This is a genomic window from Azospirillum baldaniorum, assembly GCF_003119195.2.
Lineage (GTDB): Bacteria > Pseudomonadota > Alphaproteobacteria > Azospirillales > Azospirillaceae > Azospirillum > Azospirillum baldaniorum.
Window position 1 is genome coordinate 487,421 of the sequence record NZ_CP022262.1, and the last position, 7,580, is coordinate 495,000.

At 67.7% G+C, this 7,580-nt stretch carries 6 protein-coding genes (1 of these 6 cut by a window edge); 4 read left to right on the top strand and 2 right to left on the bottom strand.

All coding sequences use genetic code 11. The features are described from left to right. Positions 1–66 precede the first annotated feature (66 nt). Together Sp245p_RS33660 and Sp245p_RS33665 are read right to left on the bottom strand one after the other, a co-directional pair. Entirely contained in the window at positions 67–1,815 is a 1,749-nt protein-coding gene (locus tag Sp245p_RS33660) for a stimulus-sensing domain-containing protein (protein WP_014199780.1), read from the bottom strand. Beyond that, positions 1,787–2,482, bottom strand: coding sequence for a response regulator transcription factor (locus Sp245p_RS33665; protein ID WP_014199781.1), 696 nt, complete (start codon positions 2,480–2,482; stop codon positions 1,787–1,789). Before Sp245p_RS33665 ends, Sp245p_RS33660 begins: the two co-directional genes overlap by 29 nt. Before the next feature lie 397 nt (positions 2,483–2,879). On the opposite strand from Sp245p_RS33665, the gene Sp245p_RS33670 reads away from it, so the two are divergent. From Sp245p_RS33670 to Sp245p_RS33685, 4 genes are all read left to right on the top strand, one after another. Next, on the top strand, positions 2,880–3,635 hold the full coding sequence (locus tag Sp245p_RS33670; RefSeq protein ID WP_014199783.1) for a HugZ family pyridoxamine 5'-phosphate oxidase: 756 nt from the start codon (positions 2,880–2,882) through the stop codon (positions 3,633–3,635). 333 nt (positions 3,636–3,968) lie between these two features. Next, positions 3,969–5,792, top strand: coding sequence for a phosphoenolpyruvate carboxykinase (GTP) (locus Sp245p_RS33675; RefSeq protein WP_014199785.1), 1,824 nt, complete (start codon positions 3,969–3,971; stop codon positions 5,790–5,792). Positions 5,793–6,071: 279 nt separating this feature from the next. Then, positions 6,072–6,932 (top strand): flagellar motor stator protein MotA, encoded by an 861-nt coding sequence (motA, locus tag Sp245p_RS33680; protein ID WP_014199786.1) that lies wholly within the window; start codon positions 6,072–6,074, stop codon positions 6,930–6,932. Positions 6,933–6,948: 16 nt separating this feature from the next. Continuing rightward, on the top strand, positions 6,949–7,580 hold the 5' portion of the coding sequence (locus Sp245p_RS33685) for a peptidoglycan bridge formation glycyltransferase FemA/FemB family protein (RefSeq protein ID WP_014199787.1). It continues 355 nt past the right edge of the window; 632 of the gene's 987 nt are visible here — the first part of the coding sequence; its start codon is at positions 6,949–6,951; its stop codon lies off the right edge, out of view.

Consider the following 7,580-nt stretch of genomic DNA (forward strand, 5'->3'; position numbering starts at 1 on the left):
CCACGACTTTGTCCATACGTCTTTTCTCAAATTGCAACTATGCCGCATCCGCCATGTGGAAATGCCTCAAGGGCGGGGCAGGCGCACGGTGAAGACGGCGCCGATCGTCTCCCCGTCGCGGCCGAGACGGTTCGCGGCCCGGATGGTGCCGCCGTGGGCCTCGACGATCTGCTTGGAGATCGACAGGCCGAGGCCGGAGTGGGTGCCGAACTTCTCGCCGGCCGGCCGCTCGGTGTAGAAGCGTTCGAAGATCGCCTCCTCCTTGCCCTCCGGAATGCCGGGGCCGTCGTCGCTGACCGTCACCTCCACGGCGCCATCCGGGGTGCGTCGGGTGGCCAGCTGGACCTGCCCGCCGGGCGGCGAGAAGGACAGGGCGTTGGCGATCAGGTTCTGGAAGACCTGGGTCAGCCGCCCCTCCAGCCCCTTCACGGTCATCGACCCGCCCCGCGGCGGCTCGATGACGACACTCGGCGCGGCCTCCGTCCCGTCCTCCTCCTCCTCGGTGGTGCGGTGGATGTCGGCGAGCGTGCGGAGCATCGCACCGATGTCCACCGGCTCCAGCGCGGCGCGCGACAGCTCGGCGTCCAGGCGCGAGGCGTTGGAGATGTCGCTGATCAGCCGGTCCAGCCGCTGCACGTCGTCGGCGATGATCGCCATCAGCTTGTCGCGGCGGGCCGGATCCTGGATGCGGCTGACCGTCTCGACCGCGCTGCGCAGCGAGGTCAGCGGATTCTTGATCTCGTGGGCGACGTCGGCTGCGAAGCGCTCGATGGCGTCCATGCGCGCCCACAGCGCCGCCGTCATGTCGCGCAGCACGCCGGACAGCTCCCCGATCTCGTCGCCGCGGCGGGTGAAGTCGGGGATCTCCGTGTGGCGCCCATGGCCGGTGCGCAGCCGGTCGGCGGCCTGGGCCAGCTTGCGGATGGGCCGGGCGATGGTGCCGGCCAGATAGAGCGACAGCAGGACCGTGACGAGAAGCGCCACCGCGAAGACGCGCAGGATGTCGGTGCGCACCGACCGGATGGCCTCGTCGATCACCGTGCCGCTGCGCGACAGCAGCACCGCCCCCAGCACCTCCTTGTAGCGCTGGACCGGAACGGCGACCGTCAGCAGCAGGTTGGAGCGGGCGACGGGCGAGGCCAGCCGCCACACCGTCGCGCTGTTCTCGCCGGCCAGCGCGCGCTCCACATTGGGCGGCGGAGGGGCCGACTCGGCGGCGTGGCCCGGAGGGTCGCGGTAGAGCGGCAGGTTCTCCCGGCTCGGCACCACGTCGATGAAGCGGGCGTAGAACTCGTTGACCGCGCGGGACGCCGGATCGCCGGAGGGCGGCAGCGGCAGTTCCTGGATCTCGATCTTGCCGGGCGAGCCGGTCAGCACGCGGCTGTCCGACAGCAGCCGCCCGTTCGGGCCGTAGAGCCGGGTGTGCGTCTCGGTCGCCAGCGCCAGCCGGCGGATCATCTGGCGCCCCAGCTCCGGCGATAGCTCGTAGCTCTCCTGGCCCAGTTCCGGCTCGTCGGCGGCCCGCTGCACGGCGCCCTCGCCGAGCGCGGAGGCGAAGATGCGGGCCTCCGTCTCCAGCGCGTCCAGCTCCGCCTGGACCAGCCGGTCCTGGTAGCGGCCGAGATAGAGCAGGGCGCCGACCAGAAGCAGCAGCGCCAGCACGTTGACGGCGAGAATCCGCAGGGTCAGCGGCGACGGCACGCCGCGCAACCGGCGCCGGGGTGCGGCGCGCGGCGCGGTTCCGGTATTGACGGGCGGGGAGGGGGCGTGGTCCGGCGCGCGGACCTCACTCCCTGTATCGGTAACCGACGCCATAGAGCGTTTCGATCTGCGCAAAGTCGGAATCAATGGCCTTGAACTTCTTGCGGAGCCGCTTGATGTGGCTGTCGATGGTGCGGTCGTCGACATAGACGTTCTCGCCATAGGCGGCGTCCATGAGCTGGTCGCGGCTCTTCACATGGCCGGGGCGCTGGGCCAGCGCCTTCACCAGAAGGAACTCCGTCACCGTCAGGTCGATGGGCTGGCCCTTCCAGGTGCAGGAATGGCGGGCGCCGTCCATGACCAGCGGGCCGCGGGTCAGCATCACGCCGGGTTCCGGCGCGGTCTTGTCGCGGGTCGCCGCCTCGCGCCGCAGCAGGGTGCGGATGCGCTCGACCAGCAGGCGCTGCGAGAAGGGCTTCTTGATGTAGTCGTCCGCGCCCATGCGCAGACCCATCAGCTCGTCGACCTCGTCGTCCTTGCTGGTCAGGAAGATGACCGGCAGATGGCTGGTCTGGCGCAGGCGCTGCAGCAGCTCCATCCCGTCCATGCGCGGCATCTTGATGTCCAGCACGGCAAGGTCCGGCGGGCGCTGGGTCAGGCCGCGCAGCGCTTCGGCGCCGTCGGTGTAGGTGCGCACCTCGAACCCCTCCGCTTCCAGCGCCATGGCAACGGAGGTCAGGATGTTCCGGTCGTCATCCACCAACGCTACGGTGTGAGACATGTCGTTCGCGTTCCCAATCACACACCCCGTTTTCGGCAACCGCCGGTGTCGGCGACCGGCGTCCGCGGCCAATTCCAGCGGATGACCGGCCCCTCACGGTCGCTTACTACGGAAGAATGGTTTCGTCTTATTTCGAAAAGCGGACTTTCCTAATGCTCCACGACGCCCAGGAGGCGGCGCAAAGGCATGAAAAGCCAACTTTTCGCTTTTCCCAACCTATTTGTCTGGGCCAATATGGCACCAATGCGGCGCCGGGGAAACGGTGCTGCGCGGGAGAACGCATTCGTTTCAGGGCATGAGTTCCGACGAGTCCCCCATCCGTCCGACCCCAACGGGGTCGGGTGCCGCGGCGTCATCGGACGTTGGCGGCCAAACGGGAGGCGCCGCAAGGCGCCTGATGCGTGGTGCCGGTCTGGCGGCGCTGTCCACCGCTCTGCGCGGGGATGACAGCCAGCATGATGGGCGGGGTGGATGGCCCTATCCTTCGCTGGTCCAGGTGGCCTTCGACCTGGACGGTACGCCCCTTCTCCTTCTTTCCACCCTTGCCGACCACACGAAGAACATCGCGCGGGACCCGCGCGTCGGCCTGCTGTTCGATGGAACCGCTGGGCTGGCGGAGCCGCTGTCCGGGCCGAGGCTGTCGGTTCTCGGGCGGGCCGAGCGCTCGGAGGAGCCGCGCCACCGGGCCCGTTTCCTGGCGCGCCATCCCGGTGCGGGGCTCTACGCCGGCTTCGCCGATTTCAGCCTTTACGCCGTGTCGGTGGAGCGCGCCCATCTGGTGGCCGGATTCGGCCGGGTGCGGTGGCTCGACCGCGCCGAGTTGATGCTGCCAGCCATTCCCATGGCGCTGGCCGAGGCCGAAAAGGCCATCCTGAGCCACATGAACGCCGACCACGCCGACGCCTTGCGGCTGTACGCCACGGTTCTGGCCGGGCGGTCCGCTGACGGCGCCGGATCCTGGACGATGACCGGGATCGACCCCGACGGCTGCGATCTGCGCCGCAGCGGCGAAATGGCGCGGGTTGATTTCGATCACGGCGTGGAAAACCCCGAAGACGCTAGGGTCACTCTCGCCGGCCTCGCCCGGCAGGCTCGCCGGAGCGCACCCGGCGCGGCTGACGGCTCAGTGGATTCGGACGATCGTGACGGCTAACCACGACGCCGCGGAAAGCGGCGCGCAAAAAGAGCGCAACCAGGAGAAAACGTCAGTGGACCATAACGGACCGACCCGTTGCCGTTTTGGGTTTGTGGCCCTGGGGCCACCCCTCTCTTGCCAATCAGGACATCGGGCGCGCCCGGGGGGCGCGTCGGGATGACCGTCGTCCGGCCCGCGGGCCGGGCTGCGGTGGTTTGAGCCGGCGGAACGACACCGCCACCGAACAAGGACGGCTTCGATAAGGGCCGAAAAGGCCAGCCGTCCAGACCTTCGGGCGCCGGCCCCCGATACCAGGGGCGGCGAACCCGGAGACGAGTTGAGAGGCAAAGGATGACCGGAACAACGCGCACGCGGAACAAGAAGCTCCTGGCCTGGGTCGAGGAGATCGCGAACAAGTGCAAGCCCGAGCGGGTGCACTGGTGTGACGGATCGCAGGAGGAATACGACCGCCTGTGCGCCGAGATGGTGGAATCGGGCACCTTCATCAAGCTGAACGAGGCCAAGCGCCCGAACTCCTACCTCTGCCGTTCCGATCCGGGCGACGTCGCCCGCGTCGAGGACCGGACCTACATCTGTTCCGAGCGCAAGGAGGATGCCGGCCCGACCAACAACTGGGTCGCCCCGGCGGAAATGAAGGCGAAGCTGGACAGCCTGTTCGAAGGCTGCATGCGGGGCCGCACCATGTATGTGGTGCCCTTCAGCATGGGGCCGCTGGGCTCCGACATTGCCCACATCGGCGTGCAGATCTCCGACAGCCCCTATGTCGCGGTCAACATGCGCATGATGACCCGCATGGGCCAGAAGGTGCTGGACATCCTGGGCGACGGCGACTTCGTGCCCTGCCTGCACTCCATCGGCGCGCCGCTGGAGCCCGGTCAGCCGGACGTGGCATGGCCGTGCAACGCCGATCACAAGTACATCGTCCATTTCCCGGCCGATCACTCGATCGTCTCCTTCGGCTCGGGCTACGGCGGCAACGCCTTGCTCGGCAAGAAGTGCTTCGCGCTGCGCATCGCCTCCTCGATGGGCCGCGAGCAGGGCTGGCTGGCCGAGCACATGCTGATCCTCGGCGTGGAAAGCCCGGAGGGCGAGAAGACCTACGTCGCGGCCGCCTTCCCGTCGGCCTGCGGCAAGACCAACTTCGCCATGCTGGTCCCGCCGGCCGAGTTCGAAGGCTGGAAGGTCCGCACCATCGGCGACGACATCGCCTGGGTGAAGCCGCAGCCGGACGGCACGCTGCGCGCCATCAACCCGGAGGCCGGCTTCTTCGGCGTGGCCCCGGGCACCAGCATCAAGTCGAACCCGAACGCGCTGAAGACGCTGAACGCCAACGTCATCTTCACCAACGTCGCTCTGACCGACGACGGCGACGTGTGGTGGGAGGGCCTGACCGACGAGGCGCCGGCCCACCTCATCGACTGGCAGGGCAACGACTGGACCCCGGCGTCGGGCCGTCCGGCCGCGCACCCGAACTCGCGCTTCACCGCCCCGGCGGCGCAGTGCCCGTCGATCGATCCGGCTTGGGAAGACCCGGCGGGCGTGCCGATCTCCGCCTTCATCTTCGGCGGACGCCTGTCCAAGACCTTCCCGCTGGTGTTCGAGGCCTACAACTGGCGCGAGGGCGTCTATTGGGCGGCGACCATGGGCTCGGAGGCGACCGCCGCCGCCGTCGGCCAGGCCGCCATCCGCCGCGACCCCTTCGCCATGCTGCCCTTCTGCGGCTACAACATGGCCGACTACTGGAACCATTGGCTGGCGATGGAAGGCAAGGTGGAGAACCTGCCGCGCATCTACCGCGTCAACTGGTTCCGCAAGGACGAGAACGGCAAGTTCGTCTGGCCGGGCTTCGGCGACAACATGCGCGTCCTGCGCTGGATCGTCGACCGCGTCCGCGGCCGTGCGGTGGATGCGGCGGAGAGCCCGTTCGGCTACATGCCGCGTTACCAGGACCTGAACTGGGCCGGTCTCGATTTCGCCGAGGACAAGTTCCGGAAGATCATGGACATCGACCGGAAGGAAGCCGAGGCCGAGGCCAAGGACCAGGAGGAGCTGTTCAACCGCTTCGGCAGCCACCTGCCGGACGAGATCGAGCAGCAGCGCGTGGCGCTCCTCAAGCGTCTGGAGGAGGCTCCGGACACTTGGCGGATCGGCTGATCGGGCCAGCGCCGGATCGTCCGAGCGTGTGAAGAGGGACCGCCCACGGGCGGTCCCTTTTCTTTTGCGCCCCCCGCCATGGCGGTGCGCTTTTCGGGTACTCCTTTCGTGACACGATCCTTTGTCACGGCTAGGATCGCGTCCGACGCCGGGAGATTTACAAAAACTCAAGGGATTGCTGCGTCACTGGGCCGGCAGAACGCAAGCACCCCCGCCTGACCGGCCTTCCGCGGAGCGGACCGGCCAAGGCACGGAAAATGACGCTGGAGGACGGAAGACATGTTCGTGATGATCGGCTTCGGCGTCGTGGTGTTCAGCGTCTTCGGGGGCTACGTCCTGGGTGGTGGCCACCTGGGCGTGCTGTGGATGCCCTTCGAGTTCATGATCATCCTGGGCTCCGCCGCCGGTGCGTTCCTGATCGGCAATCCAAAAGCGGTCGTGACACACACAGGCAAGGAACTCGGCCATCTCTTCAAAGGGCCAAAATACAAGAAAGATGATTTCCTCGAACTTCTCACCATGATGTATCAGGTCTTCAAGATCGCGAAGACCAAAGGGCTGCTCGCCCTCGAACAGCACATCGAGAAACCGGAAGATTCACCACTTTTCCAGCAGTTTCCAAAATTCTACGGCGACCACCACGCCATATCCTTCCTCTGCACCTATCTGCGCCTGATGTCGCTGGGGGCCGACAACCCGCACGAGCTGGTCGACCTGATGGACGAGGACATCGAGACCATGCACCACGAGCACCAGCGGATCGCCGACGCCATCCAGGCGGTGGCCGACGCCGTGCCGGCGCTGGGCATTGTGGCGGCGGTGCTGGGCGTGATCCACACCATGGGGTCGATCACCGAGCCGCCGGAGGTTCTGGGCAAGCTGATCGGCGGCGCGCTGGTCGGCACCTTCACCGGCATTCTCGTCGCCTACGGCTTCCTGGCGCCGATCGCCAGCGGCCTGAAGAACATCTACCACGCCGAAGGGAAATACTATCAGGCGATGAAGATCGGTCTGATCGCTCATCTGTCCGGCTACGCACCGGCCATCTCGGTCGAATACTCGCGAAACGTGCTGGAACCCGAGTACCGGCCGAGCTTCGCCCAGGTGGAAGAGGCCACTTCGGCCCTGCCGCCCGCCTGACCCCGGATCACTCTCCATGCCGACTTCGTCCGACGGCGCCGTCACCATCCTGTGGAACGAGGGAACGGTGGGGGAGTGGGCCGCGCTCCTCGCCCGCATCCCCCGTTCCACCCTGCCGCAGTGCTTCGCCTACGCCGGCGCCATGGGCCGCACCCACGGCTTCGTGCCGAGGCTCGGCCTGATCCGGCGGGACGGTGCGTCCATTGGAATCGTCCAGCTTCTGGAGCGGCGGACGCTGCGCCTGTTCCACCAGCGCCAGATCCACCGCGGCCCGCTCTGGCTCGATGGGGTGGAGCCCGACATGGCGACCCAGGAGGCGGTCTTCCGCCTGCTGCGCCGGGCCTGCCCCGACAACCCCCTGAACCGCGCCAGTCTGCTCCCCGAACTGGCCGCCGGCCCGGAGGCCGAGGCGATGCTGCGCCGCTGCGGCTTCCGCCGCTTCGGCCCCGGCTACCGCACGGTCTGGCTTGATCTGTCCCGTGGCGAGGAGGAGTTGCGCGCGGCGATGGCCCGCGACTGGCGCCAGCGGCTGAAGGGGGCGGAGAAGGCCGGTCTGGTCATCGACCTCGACTGGGAGGCCAAGAACCTGCCCTGGCTGATGAAGCAGGAGCATGAGCAGGCCTTGACCAAGCAGTTTCGCCCGATGAC